A 16,595-nucleotide genomic window follows, 5' to 3' on the forward strand; every position below is an offset into this window, starting at 1 on the left:
ATTCAGGGCAGCCGCTTGCCGAGGGGGAGGCGGCGATGGCGGACCTGTTCTGGCTCTCGGATGAGCAAAGGGCGGTGATGGCCCGGTTCATGCCCAAGGTTCAGTCCGGACCGGAGCGGAAGGACGCCCGGCGAATCATCTCTGGCATCCTGAACGTCCCCCCCTTGGGCTGTCGCTGGCGTGACGGCCCCTCCACGCTGGGCCTCGCACGCGCGCCCACAACTGCTTCATCCGCTGGTCCCGGCGTGGCTTCCGGGAGGGCATGTCGGCGGCCCCGACCAAGACCGGCTGGTCGGGTGAGGCGGGTGCGACCGACAGCAGCACCGTGCGCGCGCATCGCTTGGCGCACAGCGGGAAAGGGGGCGACGGCACAGGCCATTGGCCCGTCGCGCGGCGGCCAGAAGACCAAGGTCCACGCGCTCACTGATGTCCTCGGCCGGGCCGGCGCCCTCCTGCTGACGCCCGGCAATGCCAGCGATGTTACCGCCGCTCCGGCCGTCCTGGCCGAGGCGCCCGGCCGGATTCGCAGCCAGGGTCTGAGGGCCCTGCCCTCACAGCGCCAGGATGCCCTCGACCGCCTCTTGCACGGCGAGCGCCTCCGCGAAGGTGGCGAGGTTGTGAGGCTCGCCGCGCGCCATCCGCACTACGCCCTCGATCTGGCGCCGGAGGGTGAGCGGGCGCAGCCGCTCGTTTGGGATCGCGTCGGGTTCCGGCTCGAAGCGCCCGTCCGGAGCGCGGCGCTCGGCGATGGCCCAGTCGCGCAGCCGCACGGCACCCGCGTCGCCCTCCAGGGTCCAGGTGTTGTGATCGTCCGCGGCGGTGGCGCCGACCCGGCCGGTCAGCGTAACCGGAAGGCCGCCCGCCGTGATTGTGACGTCGATCGCCCGCTCGGACCGGCCGGCCTCCGGGAAATCGACGTGTCCCCGGATGTCCTGCAGGGGGCCGAGCAGGCGGCGCGCCAGGAAGAGGAAGTGCGAGACCACCTCGCGGGTGAAGCCGCCCTGTTCCCGCGCGTCGAGCCAGCGCGCCGCGTCCACCTGCCAGGGCCGCGGCCAGCGGGAGAATTCGACCGCGATGGCGAGCCGCCGCGGGGTCCCGATCGCGCCCGCTTCGATCCAGCGCTCGATCGCCGCCACCCCTGGCGACGAGGCGAACGGGAAGTTCACCGCGCCGGCGCTCCCGGCCTCCGCCACGAAGGCGCGGGCCTCAGCGAGATCGATGGCGAGCGGCTTCTCGCAGAACACGCTGCGCCCCGCGGTCACGGCCGCGCGGGCGTAGCCGAGATGCGAAGCCGGCGGTGAGGCGACGTAGACGCAGCCGCTCGCGGCGACGACCGCGGCGGCATCGGCGACGCGGGGCACGGCCGGAAACGCCGCGGCGATGCGGTCCAGAGCTTCCGGGGCCGGGTCCCAGATCGCCGAGACCCGGACGGGCGAGTCCGGCGCCCCGTGGATGGCGTTGAGCAGGCGCTCGCCCATGATCCCCGCGCCGATGATCCCGAGGGCGAGAGGAGCGTCGGTGGTCGGCATCCGCGGTTCCGTCATCTGTCAGGCCCCGGTCCGAGGCTCCGACAGGCTTTACGGGCACCGAAACGCGCGGGAAAGGCCGCTGCCCCGCTCAACTCTGGATGAAGGCCAACGGGCGGGTCCGAGACGGCGAACGGTCAGACCCGGCCCCGCCGCGCGTCGAGGCTGAGCGGGCCGGCCCCGAACGCCGCGACCTGCAGCAGGCCCCCCGCCACCGCGAAGTTCTTCAGGAAGTGGAACATCTGGTTGGGATCCGCGAGGGCGCTGTGGAAGGTCAGCGCCGTGGCGACCGCGAAGGCCGCCAGGACCAGGGCGACGATCCGAACGCGGTAGCCCGCGATCAGCAGCAGGCCGCCGCCGATCTCCACCAGGGCGGCGGCCGCGAAGGAGACCTCCGGCAGCGGGAGGCCGGCGGCCCGGATGGTGGCGAGGGTCGCGGCGGCCGCGGCGAGCTTGCCGACGCCGCTCACCAGGAAGAGCGCGCTCATCAGAACGCGGCCGGTGACCGGCAGGAGGGTCGCCGGCAAAGCACCGGCGACGCGCGGGAGGGGGGAGGTCGAGGAGGCCATGGCGGTCATTGTCCTGTGCGAGAGCGGGGGAGAATCAGGCCGCGCTCGGGAGTGCGTGGCCGCGGGTCCAGTCGACCGCGAGGTTGATGTCGGCCTGCGACAGGCCGTGGCCCGTGGGCAGGATCCGATGCTCGACCGCCGCACCCGCGGCGGCGAGCTGGTCGGCGAGGCGGCTCGCGTTCTCGGCCGGCACGATCGGGTCGATCGCCCCGGAGAGGATCAGGACCGGCTTGCCGGCGAGGTCGGCGGCAGGCGCCTCGGCGAAGGGCACCATCGGGCGGATGAGCACGGCGCCGGCCAGCACCTCCGGCCGCAGCATCAGCAGCGACGCGGCGATGTTGGCGCCGTTGGAGAAGCCGAGCGCCAGGGGCGCTCCGATCCCGTAGCGGTCGCGCGCCGCCGCCACGAAGCCGGCAAGATCCGCGGTGCGGCGGCGCAGATCGGCCTCGTCGAACACGCCCTCCGCCAGGCGCCGGAAGAAGCGCGGCATGCCGTTCTCCGACACGGCTCCGCGTGGCGACAGCAGGGCCGCGCCCGGCGCGACGATCCGGCCGAGCGGCAGGAGGTCGAGCTCGTTGCCGCCGGTCCCGTGGAGGAGGAGGAGCGGGTGCGCGGCATCGGCGCCGGGCTCGAAATGGTGGATGAAGCCGAGGGTATCCTGGGTCATGGCGACCTCGCTGATGGTGGGAGTGGGCGCCCGCCCCGCGGATGGCGGGGCGGGATTGTGGGATCAGGCGACCTTGGGCAGCACGGCCTCGATCCGGGCCCGGTGCGGCTCGAGGCCGGCGGGCAGCTTCAGGGCCTGGCCCAGGGCCTCCACCGGCTCGTCGACCGCGAAGCCGGGCGCGTCGGTGGCGATCTCGAACAGCACGCCGCCGGGCTCGCGGAAGTAGATCGAGCGGAAATACTGGCGGTCGCGCTGCTCGGTGACGTGGAGCCCCCGCGCGGCGAGCTGTTCGCCCATCGCGGCCTGGGCGGCATCGTCCGCGGCCCGGAACGCGATGTGGTGGACCGAGCCGGCGCCCGGCCGCCCCGGAAGGAAGCCGCCCACCGCCCGCAGGGTCACGAGGCTGCCGATCGCGGCGCTGCCCGCGAAGCGGACCAGATTGCCCTCGCGGCCGACCTCGTGCAGGCCCAGCACCTCGGTGAGGATCGCCGCCGTGGGCTCGGCCTTGTCGAGGAGGAGCGTCACGCCGTGGAGACCGCGGATCGCGTGCTCGGCCGGCACTTCGGCCGAAGCCCAGGCCGCCTCGCCCCCGACATCGACGCCGACCAGGGCCAGCATCATGCCGTCGGGATCGCGGAAGCGCAGCGTCGGCTCGCCGAAGACCTGGACCAGCGGCTCGTGGGCGACACCCTTCTCGATCAGCCGGTGGGTCCACCAGCCGATGGAGGCGCGGGGCACTCGGAACGCGGTCTCCTGGGTCTCGCCGATCCCGACGCGGCCCGGGGCCGCATGCTCGATGGGGAAGAAGGTCAGGATCGTGCCGGGCTGGCCGGCCGCGTCGCCGTAATAGAGGTGGTAGGTGCCCGGATCGTCGAAGTTGACGGTCTTCTTCACCAGCCGCAGCCCGAGGATGCGGGTGTGGAAGTCGAGGTTGCGGAGGGCCGGGCCGGAGAAGGCCGTGACGTGATGGAGGCCGGTCTGAACCATGACGATGTCTCCCGGGAGATCGCCGCGAGGGGTGCGGCGCGTTCTCCGATGACCGCAATGTGCCCCTTGCCAGGTCCCCCGAAAATAGAAACGATGGAAACGTATCGTTTCCGGATTTGACCCATGCGACTGCCCGATTTCGAGGCCTGGGCGGTGTTCGCCAAGGTGGTGGAGACCGGCTCCTTCGGTCGGGCCGCGGCCGATCTCGGGCTGTCGAAGGGCACGGTCTCCAAGGCTGTCGCGCGGCTGGAGAGCCGGATCGGAGCGAGGCTGTTCAACCGCACCTCGCGCAAGCTCGCGCTCACCGAGGCCGGAACGGCGGCCAGGGCGAGTGCCGCGCGCATCCTCGCCGAGGGCGAGGCGGCCGAAGCCCTCGCCACCGCGGGCGCCACGGAACCGCGGGGCTTGGTGCGGCTCGCCGCGCCCATGACCTTCGGGGTGATGCACGTGGCGCCGCTCCTGCCCGATTTCCTCGACCAGCATCCGGCCGTGTCGGTGGACCTGCACCTCTCCGACGCGGTGGTCGACCTCGTCGGCGGCGGCTTCGATATCGGTCTGCGCATCGCGGCCCTGCCGGACTCGTCCCTGCGGGCGCGCCGCCTCTGCGCGATCCGGCGGTCGCTCGTGGCCACGCCCGCCTATCTCGACCGGCAGGGCCGCCCCGAGCATCCGGACGACCTCGCTCGGCACGCCTGCCTCGGCTACGCCTACCTGCCGACGCCCGACCGCTGGCGTTTCGTGGACGGGACCGGGGCCGAGGCCGTCATCGTGCCCGGCGGTCAGTTGCGGGCGAACAACGCCGAGGCGCTCGCGCCGGCGCTCCGGGCCGGCCTCGGTCTCGCGCTGCAGCCGGACTTCATGATCTGGGACGACCTGGAGGCGGGCCGCCTGGAGCGGGTCCTGCCCGGCTGGTCGCCGCCGCCGATCGCCCTTCACCTCGTCACGCCGCCCGGCGACCCGCGCCCGGCCCGGGTAACCGCTCTGATCGGCTACCTCGTGCAGAGGCTCGCGCAGGCCCCCTGGGCGGATCCGCACGGGCGTTCCGTTCCGCCGGCCGAACCGCGCTCCAGGAAAAACTAATGTATTTGAGGGCAATTTGACGGGCTTTGGAATATGTTCCCCGCCCCGTCTACGCTCGCTCGGCACAGAGCGGGCGCGTCCCGTGAATCCGCCTTGGGATGGGAGTGAATGGTGTGCGATTGCCCGGTGCCGGCCCAAGCCCCTCGACCTCAGCGGGGCAGATGGTCCGGCTGCACGTCCGCACGCACTCTAGAGAGTGCCAGCCGCGCGTCAGGTTCCCTTTTTGGCAACCTGACGTGATTATCGGCGCCGCTTCTGTCACCGGTAGGGTTTGATCGCTGCGGACCGCTATGTATAAATGCGTACAGTGATCCCGAGGCGTTGATGTCCCCAGCGGTTCCGGCCCGACCCGCATCCGACCGGTTGCGGCACAAGACCGTGGCGGCCGCCGTGGCCGACTCGCTTCGCCAGCGGATCCTGAACGGGGAATTGCCGCCCGGCGTCCAGCTCCGACAGGATGCGCTGGCCGAGGAGTTCGGGATCAGCCGGATCCCGGTGCGGGAAGCGCTCCTGCAGCTCGAAGCCAGCAACCTGGTCAAGATCATGCCGCACCGGGGTGCCGTGGTCTCGGGGCTGTCCCTGGAGGAGGTGGAAGACATCTTCCAACTGCGCTGCCAGCTCGAGCCGCAACTCCTGGCACTCTCCGCGCCCCATCTCACGAAGACTGACCTTCAGGACCTGCACGCGCTCTCGCGCGAGTACAACCGCGTGCTCAAGACTGGGGAGTCCCAAAGGTGGGGGGAGCTGAACAGCCGGTTCCACCTCGATCTCCTGCGGCATGCGGCCCGTCCGCGGGCGCTGACCATCGTGTCCGGCCTGCTGCAGGATTGCGATCGCCCGACCCGCATCCAGCTCTCGACCCCGGACGACATCGCCCGTGCCGAGCTGGAGCACACGCAGATCCTGGACCTGTGCGAGGCGCGCAAATTCGACGCCGCGGCCGAACTCCTGCGCGCCCATATCGAGCATGTCGGGGTCTCCCTGATCGCGATCTACCGCGGCGCCCTCGCGGTCGCCTGACCGGGCGCGGGACCTTGACGCTGAAGCGTTTGCCCCGTCATCACGGGGCCACGCAGCGGGGCCCGGGTTCCAGGCACCCGGGTGGTTCTCGTTCTGCACCGACGGCGGTTCTCGATACCGGGCTCGCCTCCGGCGCCCCGGAACGACGAAGTGGTCGACCAGCCCGTTGGCCGGATCTCTGCCAGCATCAGCCTGTGATGCCGCCCTCGGCCTTGGAAACTTAGTCTCCGAAGCGATTGCCCCGGGTGCCGCCTTCGCGGGCCTGGACGGACGGGCCCGAACGCGTCAGGGTCCCGCCGATCACCCCTCTGCCGGGATCCTTGCAGGCGCGATGCCCGCCATCGGCCTGCCGCGTTGCGCGGGCATCGCGCATCCCGGCGCACGGAGAGCCGTCGCGAATCATGGCCGCATCCTTCGCTCCTGCCGCGCCCGCCGATCTCGCGGACGCCCTCTCGGCGCGCATCCGGGGGATCGGCACGAGCCAGATCGGTCTCGTAGCGGATCGCGGGCGCGACGACCCGGAGGTCGTGAAGCTCTGGATCGGCGAGGGCGACCTGCCGACCCCGCCCTTCATCGTCGAGGCGGCGCACCGGGCCATGCTGGCGGGGCATACCCGCTACACCACGTCGCTGGGCCTGCCGGCGCTGCGGGCGGCGCTCGGCGCCTATCACGCGCGCCACTGGGGCGTTGAGATCCCGCCCGACCGGTTCGCCGTGACGGCCGGCGGCATGAACGCGATCATGCAGGCCGCCCAGGTGCTGCTGGAGCCCGGCGACGAGATCATCATCCCCTCTCCCGCCTGGCCGAACCTGCGCGAGGCCGTGCGCATCACCGGGGGCGTGCCCGTGACGGTCCCGTATCGGAGGCTGCCCGACGGGCGCTTCGCCCTGCCGCTCGCCGATATCGAGGCGGCGCTGACGCCCCGCACCCGCGTGATCATGATCAACTCGCCCTCGAACCCGACCGGCTGGACCATGCCGCTCGCGGAAATGACGGCGCTGCGCGACCTCGCCCGCGACCGCGGCCTGTGGATCCTCTCGGACGAGGTCTACGCGCACTTCACCTACGGCAACCGCATCGCGCCGTCCTTCCTCCAGATCTGCACGGAGGACGACCGGCTGATCGTGACCAACACCTTCTCCAAGAACTGGGCGATGACCGGCTGGCGTGCCGGCTGGGTGATCTACCCCCGCGGTCTGGCGCCCACCTTCGCGAAGCTCGGGCAATACAGCACGACCTCGATCTCGACCTTCGTGCAGCACGCCTGCATCGCGGCGCTGGACGAGGGCGACAGCTTCATCCGCACCATGGTCGATCGCTGCGCCGAGGCCCGGGCGATCCTGGTGGACGGGCTGTCCCGGCTGCCGGGCGTGACGGTCGCGCCGCCGGACGGCGCCTTCTACCTCATGGCCCGGATGGGCGGCGACGAGCCGAGCCTCGACTTCGCGCTCCGTCTGCTGCGGGACGCGAAGGTCGGTGTGGCCCCCGGCACCGCCTTCGGGCCCGAGGGCGAAGGCCTCGTGCGGATCTGCTTCGCCATCAGCCCGGCCCTGGCCCGGGAGGCGGTGGCGCAGCTATCGGGCGTGCTGAGGTAGCCGGATCCTGCCGGGCCAGCGCACTGACTCCACGGCCCGGTACCCCACATGCGTTCCGGTCCGGGGAGGCGAATGCGCGTTCTGGCCCAGACCCCCTGCGGCATTCCAGCTGAAACAGTGGCCGACGTCACCGCCCCCAGCGCAGCACCAGAGCGTCGTTCCGGCGGGCGAGCTCGATCAGGCCCGCCCGGGTCGCCGGGTGGAGCGGCTGGATCGGCAGCCGCGCGATCTCGTGGGCGATCACCCCACCTGCCTGCATCAGCGCCTTGCAGGCGAGCAGCCCGCATTGCCGGTTCTCGTAGTTGATCAGCGGCAGCCAGCGTTCGTAGGCATCCATCGCCTCCGTCCGGCGGCCGGCCGCGTAGGCGTCGGTGATCTGGCGGATCCCGTCCGGATAGGCGCCGCCGGTCATCGCCCCCGTGGCGCCGGCATCGAGGTCGGCCATCAGGGTGATTGCCTCCTCGCCGTCCCAGGGGCCGACGACGGCGTCGCCCCCGAGGGCGATCAGCTCACGCAGCTTCGCGGCCGCCTGAGCGGTCTCGATCTTGAAATACGCGACGTTGGCGATCTCCCGGGCCATGCGCGCCAGGAAGGCGGCCGAGAGCGGCGTGCCCGAAACCGGGGCGTCCTGGATCATGATCGGGATGGAGATCGCATCCGAAACGGCGCGGAAGAAGTCGTAGATGCCGAGCTCGGGCACGCGGATCGTGGCGCCATGATAGGGCGGCATGATCATCACCATGGCGGCCCCGGCGTCCTGCGCCCGGCGCGAGCGCTCGGCGCAAACCTGCGTGGCGAAGTGCGTCGTGGTGACGATCACCGGCACGCGGCCGGCGACATGCTCCAGCACGGCGTGCATCACGCGCTCGCGCTCGTCGTCGGTGAGCACGAACTGCTCGGAGAAGTTCGCGAGGATGCAGATACCGTGACTGCCGGCCTCGATCATGAAGTCGATCGCCCGGCGCTGCCCGTCGAGGTCGAGGGCGCCGGAGGCGTCGAACACCGTGGGGGCGACCGGGAAGACGCCCCGGTAGGTCTGGGTGGGCGAGGTCATGGGCGCTCCTTCCGTCGGTCGGGCTCCGCCCCGGCGCGTGACTCGCTCTAGGAATCGGGACCCGCCTCCATTTAGCACGGACCCGCCGCGCCGCCGTCGTGACGCGGAGCGAGCGGTCGGGACAATGCAGCCCCACCGTCAGCGGCCGGCCGTCTGCTGGGTCCTGGACAGCGGTGGATAAAGACGCGCGGCGCGGAGTAGAGCTTCACGACGGGACAGAAATCCGCCGCCGTTGATCCGGTCTCTTGCCAGCACCACCCGACTCGATTCATGGCTGCGATGCACGTGCGGAGCCGGGAACGACTTTCGCGACGGCGAGAGAACATTGTTATCGAGCAGGAGCAATTGAGAATGCGACTTTTCTCGACGGGCGTGGCCGCGATGCTGGCCGTCTCGGCGTTTCTCCTGGGCGCAGCCGCCCGGGCGGACGATCTTGACGCGATCCGCGCCGCCAAGACCCTGCGCATCGGCACCGAGGGGACCTACGCGCCCTTCACGTTCCACGATGCCTCCGGGGCGCTCGTCGGCTTCGACGTGGAGATCGGCCGCAAGGTCGCCGAGCAGCTCGGCGTCACACCGCAATTCCTTGAGGGCAAGTGGGACGGCCTGATCGCCGGGCTCGACGGCAAGCGCTACGACGTGGTGATCAACCAGGTCGGCATCACCAAGGAGCGGCAGGCGAAGTTCGACTTCTCAGAGCCCTATATTCGGGCGCGCGCCGTGCTGATCACCCGCGCCGACCGGGCGGACATCCGATCCTTCGCCGACCTGAAGGGCAAGAAGGCCGCGCAGAGCCTGACCAGCAACTTCGCGCGCCTCGCCGAGCAATCCGGGGCCGAGCTCGTTGGGACGGACGGATTCGACCAGTCGGTCCAGCTGGTCCTCACCGGGCGCGCCGACGCGACCATCAACGACAGCCTGTCGTTCCTCGACTTCCACAAGCAGAAGCCGAACGCCCCGGTGAAGATCGCCGCCGAGCAGCAGGACGCGGACGCGTCCGGGATCATCCTGCGCAAGAACAATCCCGCGCTGAAGGCCGCGATCGACAAGGCGCTGGAGGCGATCAAGGCCGATGGCAGCTACGCGGCGATCGCGCAGAAGTATTTCGGCGCCGACGTCTCGAAATAGACCGGGGCCGCAGCGCGCTCCCCTCCCCCTTGCGAGGAGGGATTGGCGGTGGCGGTGGTTCAGGATCGAGCGATGCCGCGCCTTCTGCGCCACCCCCACCCCTGACCCCTCTCCGCACGGGCGGGGGAAACCGCCCTCCTCAAGGCTCTGGTGCCCGACCGAGATCCCGGAAGTTGCAAGCTCGCACGGGAACGGGCCCCGCGCACGTTCCTGATGTCTCGTTGCCGGGCAGCTGGGTGCCTCCGAAAGCTCCCTCGGGATGGAAGGCCCGCGCCCCATCCATCGCGACGAACATCCCAGCCGGCCGCCGAACCTGTATAGCCGGTCACACTCCGCCCGGAAGGACACGCCACCCCGTGCCGCACTGGCTCGACCTCATGCTCCAGTCGCTCGAGCCGCTGCTCGCAGCGGGCCTGCGCTTCACCGTTCCGCTGACCCTCATCGCCTTCGCCCTGGGCCTGGGGCTCGGCCTCGGGACCGCCCTCGTGCGCCTGTTCGCGCCCCGCCCGCTGGCGGCGCTGGCATGGCTCTACGTGTGGATCTTCCGGGGCACCCCGCTCCTCGTGCAGCTCTTCGTGATCTTCTACGGCCTGCCGAGCGCCGGGATCCTGATCGACGCCTTTCCGGCCGCGGTGATCGGCTTCACGCTCAACGTCGGCGCCTACACGTCGGAGATCATCCGGGCCGCCATCGGGTCCCTCCCGCGCGGCCAGTGGGAGGCGTCCTACGCGATCGGCATGACGCCGAGCCAAACCCTGCGCCGCACGATCCTGCCGCAGGCCGCGCGGGTCGCGGTGCCGCCGCTCGGCAATTCCTTCATCGCCCTCGTGAAGGACACCTCCCTCGCCGCCGCCATCACCGTGCCGGAGCTGTTCCAGGCGGCGCAGCGCATCGTCGCCGTCACCTACGAGCCGCTGATCCTCTACAGCGAGGCCGCCCTGATCTACCTAGTCCTGTCTTCGCTCCTGTCCTGGCTTCAGACGCTCCTGGAGCGGCGCCTCGGCCGCTACGGCGGCTACCTGGAGGCGCGCGCGTGATTGCCCTGTCGGCCATCGAGAAGCGCTTCGGCGCCACAACGGTCCTGCACGGCGTCGACCTCGCCGTTGCGGAGGGGCGGGTCACGGCGCTGATCGGCCCGTCGGGCTCGGGCAAGTCGACGCTCCTGCGCTGCGTGAACCTGCTGGAAATCCCGCAGGCGGGGACCCTCACCCTCGGCGATCTCCGCCTCACCTTCCGGCCGGACAGCCCGCCGGCGCGGCGCGCGGTGCTCGCCATGCGCCGGCAGACCGGCATGGTGTTCCAGAACTTCCAGCTCTTCCCCCACCGCACCGTTCTGGAGAACGTCACGGAGGGGCTCGTGACCGTCGCCCGGTGGCCGCAGGCCAGGGCACGGACGCGCGCTCTGGAATTGCTGGACCGGGTCGGCCTCGCCCACAAGGCGGCGGACTGGCCCGCCAGCCTGTCGGGCGGCCAGCAGCAGCGGGTGGCGATCGCCCGGGCCCTCGCCCCCGCCCCGCGCCTGCTGCTCTGCGACGAGCCGACCTCGGCCCTGGATCCGGAACTCGCCGCCGAGGTGGTCGACGTGCTGGCCGGCCTCGCGGGCGAAGGCATGACCATGCTGATGGCAACCCACGACCTGCGCCTCGCGCGGCGCGTCGCCGACCGGGTGGTGTTCCTCGAAGGCGGCGGGATCGTCGAGCAGGGACCGGCCGCCGACCTGTTCGGGCGCCCGAGCGATCCGCGCACCCGCCGCTTCATCCGGACCTTGCTCGGCGAGGCGGCGGACCAGAGCTGATCCGCGGTCCGAGCCCCCGGGTTCCTGTCGTTCAGCGCGACAGGCAGCGCAGGCTGAGGAGGTCATCGCGGGTCGGCGCGGTCCCGAAGATCAGGGGCCGCCACGCCGGCAGCGTTGCGAGGATCAGGCCGGCGGTCAGGACGAGCCAGGGAAGAACCGGACGGAGGCCGAAGCCGGCGGCCCTCATGCGGCGGCCCGCGCCGCCGAGGCCTCCGCCGCGCGGCCGTCCTGCACGAGGCCCAGGCCCGCGGCCAGCAGGCCGCCCCAGGGCAGGAATCCGATGTCCCGAAAGAGCCCCTGCGCCTGCGGCACCCGTTCGTTGACGTGATGCACGCCGAGGTTCTCGCGGTCGATCACCCCCTCGACGGGATTGAACAGGCTCCAGCCGATCAGGAGCGGCCCGGCGCGCAGCTTGCTGGACCAGGCGCGATGCGTGCGGTGCGCGGCCCGCCAGAGGATGAACCGCCGGAGGACGACGAAGACGTATGTCGTGCTGTCAAAGATGCCGTCCCACAGGGTGTTCAGCGCGAGATCCGCGATCGTATCGATCGGGTATCAGGAGCTCAGCATGTGATGCCATTGCAGGACTTGGTGCAGCACGATCCCGTCGCAGAAGCCGCCGAGACCGAGCCCGAACAGGATCCCGGCGCTCAGCGGAAACGCGCGTTCCCGGGTTGCCGCCTCTGCCATGCTTACATCCAGCTCGGGAAGGACCGGGATAACGGCGGTCGCGCGCCTCATACCCTCATCGCGAGCGCACCGCAGGGAAGGAATCCCTCTGGGAGCACGGAAATCCATCACGGGTCGCGTGGCGCCATGGCCGGGGACGAGACCATCCGCAGGTAGGCGGTCAGGCCCGCCAGGAAGACCGCGAGGCCGAGTCCGGTGGCGTAGGGCGCGAAGCCCTTGCCGGCGATCGCGATTGCCGAGCTGTGCCCCGCCAGGAGATCGGCGCCGGCGAGCAGCACGCCGACGCAGCTCTCCCCGACCAGGAATCCCGAGGCGAGGAGCACGCCGCGACGGCGAGCGGTCCCCACCGCCTTGTCGGCCGTCTTGTCGCCTTTGCCGCCGACCCGGGCGCGCAGCCGGCGCTCGGCGACCCAGCCGAGAATGCCGCCGATGGCGATCGTCATCTCCACCGAGAGCGGCAGGTACATGCCGATCCCGACCGTCAGCGCCGGAAAGGTGAGGTTGCGCCGCTTCAGCCATGTCTCCGCGGCGACCAGGACCACGCCGAGCCCTGCGCCGATCATCACCATGCGCCAGGGCAGCGCGCCCTGCGTGATGCCGGTCGCGATCTGGGTCATCAGAGCGGCCTGCGGCGCCGCCATGGCGCTGCCCGCATCCTGCCCGTCATGCGCGGGGGCGCCGACGAAGCCGTAGGCCTCGTAGAGCAGCGACAGGAGCGGCGCGATCACCACGGCGCCGACCCCGACGCCGAGGATCAGCGCGACCTGCTGGTGCCAGGGCGTGGCGCCCAGGACCTGTCCGGTCTTCAGGTCCTGCAGGTTGTCGTTGGCGATCGAGCAGGTGGTGATGATGACCGACGTCAGCAGCAGCGCCATGCCGGTGACGAACCGGTCGCCCTCCGGCCCGGCGGAATGACCAAGGATGAAGGGCAGGAGCAGCGCGGTTGCCATCGTGGTCAGGATGCCGATCCCCGAGATCGGGCTCGACGAGGATCCAAGCAGGCCCGCGAGGTAGCCGCAGGCCGCCGCCATCAGGAAGCCGAACAGGACAGCGAACAGCGTCGCGGCGACCGCCAGCACGATCATCAGGCTGCCGAGATCGGCAGGCTTGGCGAAGAAGCCGAACAGGATTGCGAGCGGCACGCACAGGCCCAGCGTCGCGGCGGCGACCCAGGCGATCGGCAGGTCGCGCTCCTCGCGCGGGTGGTCCTTGCCGAGACCGCCGCTGCCCGACAGGGCGGCGCGGATGCTCGCCAGGATCGGGCGCGCCAGAGACCCCACGGTCCACAGGCCGCCCACCGCGATGATGCCGGCGCCCATCAGGCGCACCTGACCGGACCAGACCGCCTCGGCGGCCTCCCCGGCGGATTTCGCGGGATCGCTCGACAGGGCGGTGAGCACCGGCACCGCGATGCCCCAGGCGATCACGACGCCGGTCAGCAGCGCCAGGCAGGCGCCGATACCAACGAGGTAGCCGACCCCGACCAGCGCCAGCGAGAAGCCGGTTCCGGTGCGGAACACCGCCCCCCCGAGGCTGATCGCGCCGTTCCACCCGTCGCCCAGGATCTTCAGCCCGGTGGTGGCGAGCCCGATCGTCCCGGCGGCGGCGGCGGCCCCGAGCAGGTCGCGCAGGCCTTGGCCGCCCTCCGCCTCCTGACCGGTCCGCAGCACCTCGGCGGCGGCGATGCCCTCGGGATAGGGAAGGTCGCTGCCCGAGACGAGGGCGCGGCGGAGGGGGATCGAGAAGGCGACGCCGAGCAGACCGCCCAGCATGCACACGGCCGTGGTCTGCCAGAACGGGAAACCGTGCCAGTGCCCGATCAGCACGAGCCCGGGCAGGGCGAGGATGACGTTGCACAGGGTGCCGGCGGCCGAGGCCTGGGTCTGCACGATGTTGTTCTCGAGGATGCCGGCCCCGCCCATCAGCCGGAACGCCCCCATCGAGATCATCGCGGCTGGGATAGAGGACGAGAACGTCATCCCGGTCTTCAGGCCCATATACAGGTTGGCGGCCATGAAGATGACCGTGATGCCTGCGCCGAGCGCGATGCCGCGCAGGGTCAGCTCGGCCTGACGGTCCTGTCTATGCGACGTGATCGCGGGGCTACGGGCGTCCATCATCCACTCGGGCTGTCGTACGCCAACCACTCAGGGCGCGGAAACTTTCCCCGAGCCCGCAGCCGTGACCCCTTCGCATTTGCGCGGGCCATTGCCTGAGGCGATGTGTCCCTGGCTCTTGCTACCAGGAGGATGCAGTCACCCGCCGCGCGCCAGGGTTGCCCAACAGACCGACGCACGCCGCCGCCTCCAGCGCGCAGGCCGCTCCCCCTCCGGACATCCCAGGCCGCCCATGTGGTATCTCTACGGCTTCGCCCTGCTGGCCGGCGTCGCCAACGCCATCGAACCCGGCCAGAACGCCACGCTGGCGAAGGTCACGGGGCAGCCGATGCTGGCGGGGGTGTTCTGCTTCGCTCTGTCGATCGCCTGCTTCCTCGGGATCATGATCGTCGTGCGGCTGCGCGGCCACAGCCCGACCGAAGCGGCCTCGACCGTTCCTTGGTGGGCTTGGCCCGGCGGCATCCTCGGCGCCGCGGTCGTGCTGGCGCAGCTCTACATCTCGGAGCAGATCGGCGCCGCGACGTTCCTGGGCTGCGTGATCACGGCGGGCGTGGTCGGCTCGATCGCCCTCGACCATTTCGCCCTCGTCGGCTTCGAGCGCCATCGCGCCAGCTTCTGGCGCATCGTCGGGGGCGTGCTGATGGTCGCGGGCGTCGCCCTCGTGGCGGTGTTCTGACGGTTCCGGCCGACGACCCGAACGTCCCCCCTCCCTCAGGATCCCCGAATGCTCTTCCTCTACGGCTTCGCCCTGCTGGCGGGCATCGCCACCGCGATCGAACCCGGCCAGAACGCGGGCCTCGCCAAGTCCCTTGCGCGGCCGCTCCTGGCCGGCGTGATCAGCCTCGTCGTCAGCATCCTCACTATCGGGATGATCATGCTGCTGACCGGACAGTTCGGGCTGCCGGGGGCGGACCGCCTCGCGCAGGTGCCCTGGTGGGCCTGGCTCGGCGGCCTGATGAGCGCGGGCCTGACGATGGCACAGCTCTACATCTCCAAACGGATCGGCGCCGCCACCTTCCTCGGGCTGATCGTCACGGCGGGTGTGGTCACGTCGATCCTGCTCGACCATTTCGGACTGGTCGGCTTCAAGGTCCACGAGGCGGGACTCTGGCGGATCCTGGGCGGCGCGCTGATGATCGGCGGCGTCGCGCTGGTCGCCCGGTTCTGAGACGCGTTCCGTCCGATCAGATCGTCCAGCCGCCGTCGATGACCACCGCCTGGCCGGTCGTGTAGGTGGCGCCCGCGAGATAGACCGCGAGATCGGCGATCTCCTCCGGCGTGCCGAGCCGCCCGATCGGCTGGCGGGCGATGAAAGCTGCACGGGTCTGCTCGTAATCGCCCTGCTGGCGGATCCGCTCCTGCAGCGACGGGCTCTCCACCGTGCCGGGGCAGATCGCGTTGCAGCGGATGTTGTGGCCGACGTAATCGGCCGCGACGGACTTGGTCAGGCCGATCACAGCCGCCTTGGTCAGCCCGTAGGCGAAGCGGTTCGGGACGCCCTTCACCGAGGAGGCGACCGAGGCCATGTTGACGATCGCGCCGTCGCGCCGCTCCAGCATGCCCGGCAGCACGGCCCGGATCGTACGGATCATCGCCTTGACGTTGAGGTCGATGGCCAAGTCGAGATCGGCGTCGCGCATCTCGAGGATGCTGCCGGCATGGACGATCCCGGCGCAGTTGAACAGGACATCGACCGGCCCGATCCGCTCCACCAGGGCCGTGACGGCGCCCGGGTCCAGGACGTCGAGGAGCGCCGTCTCGAGCCTGTCGGCCGGCAGGCCGGCGAGCGCGTCCGCGTTGATGTCGGTGGCGTGGACCCGCGCCCCAGCTTGGGCGAAGGCGAGCGCGCTCGCGCGCCCGATCCCCTGCGCGGCGGCCGTGACCAGGACGGTCTTTCCGGAGAGATCTGCCATCGCGTGCTCCCTGCAGGCTGCGTGCGGCGTGCCGGCATCGGGCCGCGCGGCGGAGAGTGTAGGTCCGGCCGACGTCCGGCTCCAGGCGCGTCGCGGCAATCTCCAACATAGGCTGTCGCCCGTGCCAAGCCGGCCCCCTACGGCAGAACCGGTCTGGTACGGGGGGCCGGCGTGAGCGGCATCGTGCGGTGACATCGGTCGAGCGCGGTTGGGATCAACTGGCGTGCCGCAGCCCTGCTCGGCCTGTTCAGCAGCGACCGGCGCCTGCGGATCATGGCGCAGGGGATCCGCCACGAGCATCGGGGGGAAATCGCCCTGATGCACGGGCTCGACGGCCTCGCTGCGGTGCAGGCGGCTTTGGGCGACCTCGTCCTCCCGGCCGGCCGCGCGGCCCCCGAGCAGGCGGCCGGACAGCGCTTGGGCCATAGCCGGAGCAACCCGGGATCCTAACCGG

General features: G+C 71.1%; 17 protein-coding genes and 2 pseudogenes. 10 read left to right on the forward strand and 9 right to left on the reverse strand.

Annotation, left to right across the window (positions count from 1 at the left end):
- Positions 1–35: 35 nt before the first annotated feature.
- Positions 36–527: pseudogene (locus tag JOE48_RS11955) on the forward strand (IS5 family transposase); the annotation flags it as partial.
- A gap of 24 nt (positions 528–551) precedes the next feature.
- Here the strand turns inward: JOE48_RS11955 and JOE48_RS11960 are convergent.
- The 4 genes from JOE48_RS11960 to JOE48_RS11975 all read right to left on the reverse strand — a co-directional run bounded on the left by JOE48_RS11960 (position 552) and on the right by JOE48_RS11975 (position 3,749).
- Positions 552–1,529 carry a Gfo/Idh/MocA family protein gene (locus JOE48_RS11960; protein ID WP_210030016.1) on the reverse strand — a complete coding sequence of 326 codons (978 nt, stop codon included), beginning with the start codon at positions 1,527–1,529 and terminating at the stop codon, positions 552–554.
- A gap of 134 nt (positions 1,530–1,663) precedes the next feature.
- Positions 1,664–2,095: a DoxX family protein gene (locus JOE48_RS11965; protein ID WP_210030018.1), complete on the reverse strand. Its 432-nt coding sequence runs from the start codon at positions 2,093–2,095 to the stop codon at positions 1,664–1,666.
- Between the two features lie 34 nt (positions 2,096–2,129).
- Positions 2,130–2,762 (reverse strand): alpha/beta hydrolase, encoded by a 633-nt coding sequence (locus JOE48_RS11970; protein ID WP_210030019.1) that lies wholly within the window; start codon positions 2,760–2,762, stop codon positions 2,130–2,132.
- A 63-nt stretch (positions 2,763–2,825) separates the two neighbouring features.
- A complete protein-coding gene (locus JOE48_RS11975; RefSeq protein ID WP_210030020.1) occupies positions 2,826–3,749 on the reverse strand; it encodes a ring-cleaving dioxygenase in 924 nt (307 codons plus the stop codon).
- 123 nt (positions 3,750–3,872) lie between these two features.
- Between JOE48_RS11975 and JOE48_RS11980 the strand changes: the two genes are divergently transcribed.
- The 3 genes from JOE48_RS11980 to JOE48_RS11990 all read left to right on the forward strand — a co-directional run bounded on the left by JOE48_RS11980 (position 3,873) and on the right by JOE48_RS11990 (position 7,444).
- Positions 3,873–4,829, forward strand: a complete 957-nt coding sequence (locus JOE48_RS11980; RefSeq protein ID WP_210030021.1) for a LysR family transcriptional regulator — start codon at positions 3,873–3,875, stop codon at positions 4,827–4,829.
- A gap of 324 nt (positions 4,830–5,153) precedes the next feature.
- Positions 5,154–5,849 carry a GntR family transcriptional regulator gene (locus JOE48_RS11985; protein ID WP_210030022.1) on the forward strand — a complete coding sequence of 232 codons (696 nt, stop codon included), beginning with the start codon at positions 5,154–5,156 and terminating at the stop codon, positions 5,847–5,849.
- A 401-nt stretch (positions 5,850–6,250) separates the two neighbouring features.
- Entirely contained in the window at positions 6,251–7,444 is a 1,194-nt protein-coding gene (locus tag JOE48_RS11990; RefSeq protein WP_210030023.1) for a pyridoxal phosphate-dependent aminotransferase, read from the forward strand.
- Positions 7,445–7,571: 127 nt separating this feature from the next.
- On the opposite strand, the gene JOE48_RS11995 is transcribed toward JOE48_RS11990, so the two are convergent.
- Positions 7,572–8,498, reverse strand: coding sequence for a dihydrodipicolinate synthase family protein (locus JOE48_RS11995; protein WP_210030024.1), 927 nt, complete (start codon positions 8,496–8,498; stop codon positions 7,572–7,574).
- A gap of 351 nt (positions 8,499–8,849) precedes the next feature.
- Here JOE48_RS11995 and JOE48_RS12000 point away from each other — a divergent pair, with 351 nt between their 5' ends.
- The 3 genes from JOE48_RS12000 (at position 8,850) to JOE48_RS12010 (ending at position 11,421) form a co-directional block, all read left to right on the forward strand.
- Positions 8,850–9,626, forward strand: coding sequence for an amino acid ABC transporter substrate-binding protein (locus tag JOE48_RS12000; protein WP_210030027.1), 777 nt, complete (start codon positions 8,850–8,852; stop codon positions 9,624–9,626).
- A gap of 356 nt (positions 9,627–9,982) precedes the next feature.
- The gene (locus JOE48_RS12005) at positions 9,983–10,663 is read left to right on the forward strand and encodes an amino acid ABC transporter permease (protein WP_210030028.1); all 681 of its coding nucleotides are present in this window, start codon (positions 9,983–9,985) and stop codon (positions 10,661–10,663) included.
- Positions 10,660–11,421: an amino acid ABC transporter ATP-binding protein gene (locus tag JOE48_RS12010; RefSeq protein ID WP_210030030.1), complete on the forward strand. Its 762-nt coding sequence runs from the start codon at positions 10,660–10,662 to the stop codon at positions 11,419–11,421. Before JOE48_RS12005 ends, JOE48_RS12010 begins: the two co-directional genes overlap by 4 nt.
- A 31-nt stretch (positions 11,422–11,452) precedes the next feature.
- Here JOE48_RS12010 and JOE48_RS12015 read toward each other — a convergent pair whose 3' ends face one another.
- The 3 genes and pseudogenes from JOE48_RS12015 to JOE48_RS12025 all read right to left on the reverse strand — a co-directional run bounded on the left by JOE48_RS12015 (position 11,453) and on the right by JOE48_RS12025 (position 14,228).
- Entirely contained in the window at positions 11,453–11,608 is a 156-nt protein-coding gene (locus JOE48_RS12015; RefSeq protein ID WP_210030032.1) for a hypothetical protein, read from the reverse strand.
- Positions 11,605–12,111 (reverse strand): annotated as a pseudogene (locus tag JOE48_RS12020) (DUF2243 domain-containing protein). Before JOE48_RS12020 ends, JOE48_RS12015 begins: the two are co-directional and overlap by 4 nt.
- Before the next feature lie 107 nt (positions 12,112–12,218).
- Positions 12,219–14,228 carry an OPT family oligopeptide transporter gene (locus JOE48_RS12025; RefSeq protein ID WP_210035715.1) on the reverse strand — a complete coding sequence of 670 codons (2,010 nt, stop codon included), beginning with the start codon at positions 14,226–14,228 and terminating at the stop codon, positions 12,219–12,221.
- A 232-nt stretch (positions 14,229–14,460) separates the two neighbouring features.
- Here JOE48_RS12025 and JOE48_RS12030 point away from each other — a divergent pair, with 232 nt between their 5' ends.
- Together JOE48_RS12030 and JOE48_RS12035 are read left to right on the forward strand one after the other, a co-directional pair.
- Positions 14,461–14,904: a DMT family transporter gene (locus JOE48_RS12030; RefSeq protein ID WP_210030034.1), complete on the forward strand. Its 444-nt coding sequence runs from the start codon at positions 14,461–14,463 to the stop codon at positions 14,902–14,904.
- Between the two features lie 48 nt (positions 14,905–14,952).
- Positions 14,953–15,396 (forward strand): DMT family transporter, encoded by a 444-nt coding sequence (locus JOE48_RS12035; protein ID WP_210030036.1) that lies wholly within the window; start codon positions 14,953–14,955, stop codon positions 15,394–15,396.
- Positions 15,397–15,412: 16 nt separating this feature from the next.
- Here JOE48_RS12035 and JOE48_RS12040 read toward each other — a convergent pair whose 3' ends face one another.
- Entirely contained in the window at positions 15,413–16,141 is a 729-nt protein-coding gene (locus tag JOE48_RS12040) for an SDR family oxidoreductase (protein ID WP_210030038.1), read from the reverse strand.
- A gap of 273 nt (positions 16,142–16,414) precedes the next feature.
- Here JOE48_RS12040 and JOE48_RS12045 point away from each other — a divergent pair, with 273 nt between their 5' ends.
- The gene (locus tag JOE48_RS12045; protein WP_210030040.1) at positions 16,415–16,591 is read left to right on the forward strand and encodes a hypothetical protein; all 177 of its coding nucleotides are present in this window, start codon (positions 16,415–16,417) and stop codon (positions 16,589–16,591) included.
- Positions 16,592–16,595 lie beyond the last annotated feature (4 nt).

The organism is Methylobacterium sp. PvR107 (genome assembly GCF_017833295.1).
Classification (GTDB): Bacteria; Pseudomonadota; Alphaproteobacteria; order Rhizobiales; family Beijerinckiaceae; genus Methylobacterium.

Coding starts and splice junctions, on each gene's coding strand:
- JOE48_RS11960 (WP_210030016.1), bottom strand. CDS start 1,529: ATGCCGACCACCGACGCTCCTCTCGCCCTCGGGATCATCGGCGCGGGG.
- JOE48_RS11965 (WP_210030018.1), bottom strand. CDS start 2,095: ATGGCCTCCTCGACCTCCCCCCTCCCGCGCGTCGCCGGTGCTTTGCCG.
- JOE48_RS11970 (WP_210030019.1), bottom strand. CDS start 2,762: ATGACCCAGGATACCCTCGGCTTCATCCACCATTTCGAGCCCGGCGCC.
- JOE48_RS11975 (WP_210030020.1), bottom strand. CDS start 3,749: ATGGTTCAGACCGGCCTCCATCACGTCACGGCCTTCTCCGGCCCGGCC.
- JOE48_RS11980 (WP_210030021.1), top strand. CDS start 3,873: ATGCGACTGCCCGATTTCGAGGCCTGGGCGGTGTTCGCCAAGGTGGTG.
- JOE48_RS11985 (WP_210030022.1), top strand. CDS start 5,154: ATGTCCCCAGCGGTTCCGGCCCGACCCGCATCCGACCGGTTGCGGCAC.
- JOE48_RS11990 (WP_210030023.1), top strand. CDS start 6,251: ATGGCCGCATCCTTCGCTCCTGCCGCGCCCGCCGATCTCGCGGACGCC.
- JOE48_RS11995 (WP_210030024.1), bottom strand. CDS start 8,498: ATGACCTCGCCCACCCAGACCTACCGGGGCGTCTTCCCGGTCGCCCCC.
- JOE48_RS12000 (WP_210030027.1), top strand. CDS start 8,850: ATGCGACTTTTCTCGACGGGCGTGGCCGCGATGCTGGCCGTCTCGGCG.
- JOE48_RS12015 (WP_210030032.1), bottom strand. CDS start 11,608: ATGAGGGCCGCCGGCTTCGGCCTCCGTCCGGTTCTTCCCTGGCTCGTC.
- JOE48_RS12025 (WP_210035715.1), bottom strand. CDS start 14,228: ATGGACGCCCGTAGCCCCGCGATCACGTCGCATAGACAGGACCGTCAG.
- JOE48_RS12030 (WP_210030034.1), top strand. CDS start 14,461: ATGTGGTATCTCTACGGCTTCGCCCTGCTGGCCGGCGTCGCCAACGCC.
- JOE48_RS12035 (WP_210030036.1), top strand. CDS start 14,953: ATGCTCTTCCTCTACGGCTTCGCCCTGCTGGCGGGCATCGCCACCGCG.
- JOE48_RS12040 (WP_210030038.1), bottom strand. CDS start 16,141: ATGGCAGATCTCTCCGGAAAGACCGTCCTGGTCACGGCCGCCGCGCAG.
- JOE48_RS12045 (WP_210030040.1), top strand. CDS start 16,415: ATGGCGCAGGGGATCCGCCACGAGCATCGGGGGGAAATCGCCCTGATG.